The sequence below is a fragment of the Hydrogenophaga atypica genome (assembly GCF_042665215.1).
GTDB classification, from domain to species: domain Bacteria; phylum Pseudomonadota; class Gammaproteobacteria; order Burkholderiales; family Burkholderiaceae_C; genus Hydrogenophaga; species Hydrogenophaga defluvii_A.
The window spans coordinates 1-553 of sequence record NZ_JBHTCA010000087.1 but is presented as its reverse complement, the minus strand read 5'-3'; the positions used below and the strand labels follow the sequence as shown (position 1 = coordinate 553).

Sequence of the window (553 nt, the reverse complement as noted above, 5' to 3'; positions counted from 1 at the left end):
TCGGGTGGCGAATTTTTGACCATGCACACTGGCCGTTTTCAGCCGACCCCAGAAGCTCTCCGTTGGCGCATTGTCCCAGCAGTTTCCCTTTCTGCTCATCGATGAGCGCATGCCCCAGGCTCTCAAAGTGGCCTGGAACTCCCCGCTGCAATATTGACTGCCCCTGTCGCTGTGGAATATCAAGCCAGCCGCAGGCCGCCGACGCCACCACGCCATGGCCAATGCGTCCTTGACCAGGCTGGCTTGCATGTGGGGTTGCAAGCTCCAGCCCACCACCTGGCGGCCAAACAGGTCGATGACAGCAGCCAGGTACAGCCAGCCCTCGTCGGTGGCGATGTAGGTGATGTCGCCACTCCAGAGCTGGTTGGGCGCCTCGGGGTTGAAGCGCCGCTGCACCATATCGGGCGCCACCGGCAAACTGTGCCTGCTGTCGGTGGTCACCACGAACTTGCGTTTGGTCTTGGCCTTGATGCCGTGCTGTTTCATCAGCTTGCGCACCCTGTCTTTGCCCACCCGAATGCCCCGCGCCAGCAACTCCTTGTGCATGCGTGGC

At 61.8% G+C, this 553-nt stretch carries 1 protein-coding gene; it reads right to left on the bottom strand.

The window, feature by feature from the left end; all coding sequences use genetic code 11:
• Positions 1 to 553: IS3 family transposase (locus ACFQPB_RS23900; RefSeq protein WP_382228953.1), on the bottom strand; the 553-nt coding region annotated here is incomplete at both ends.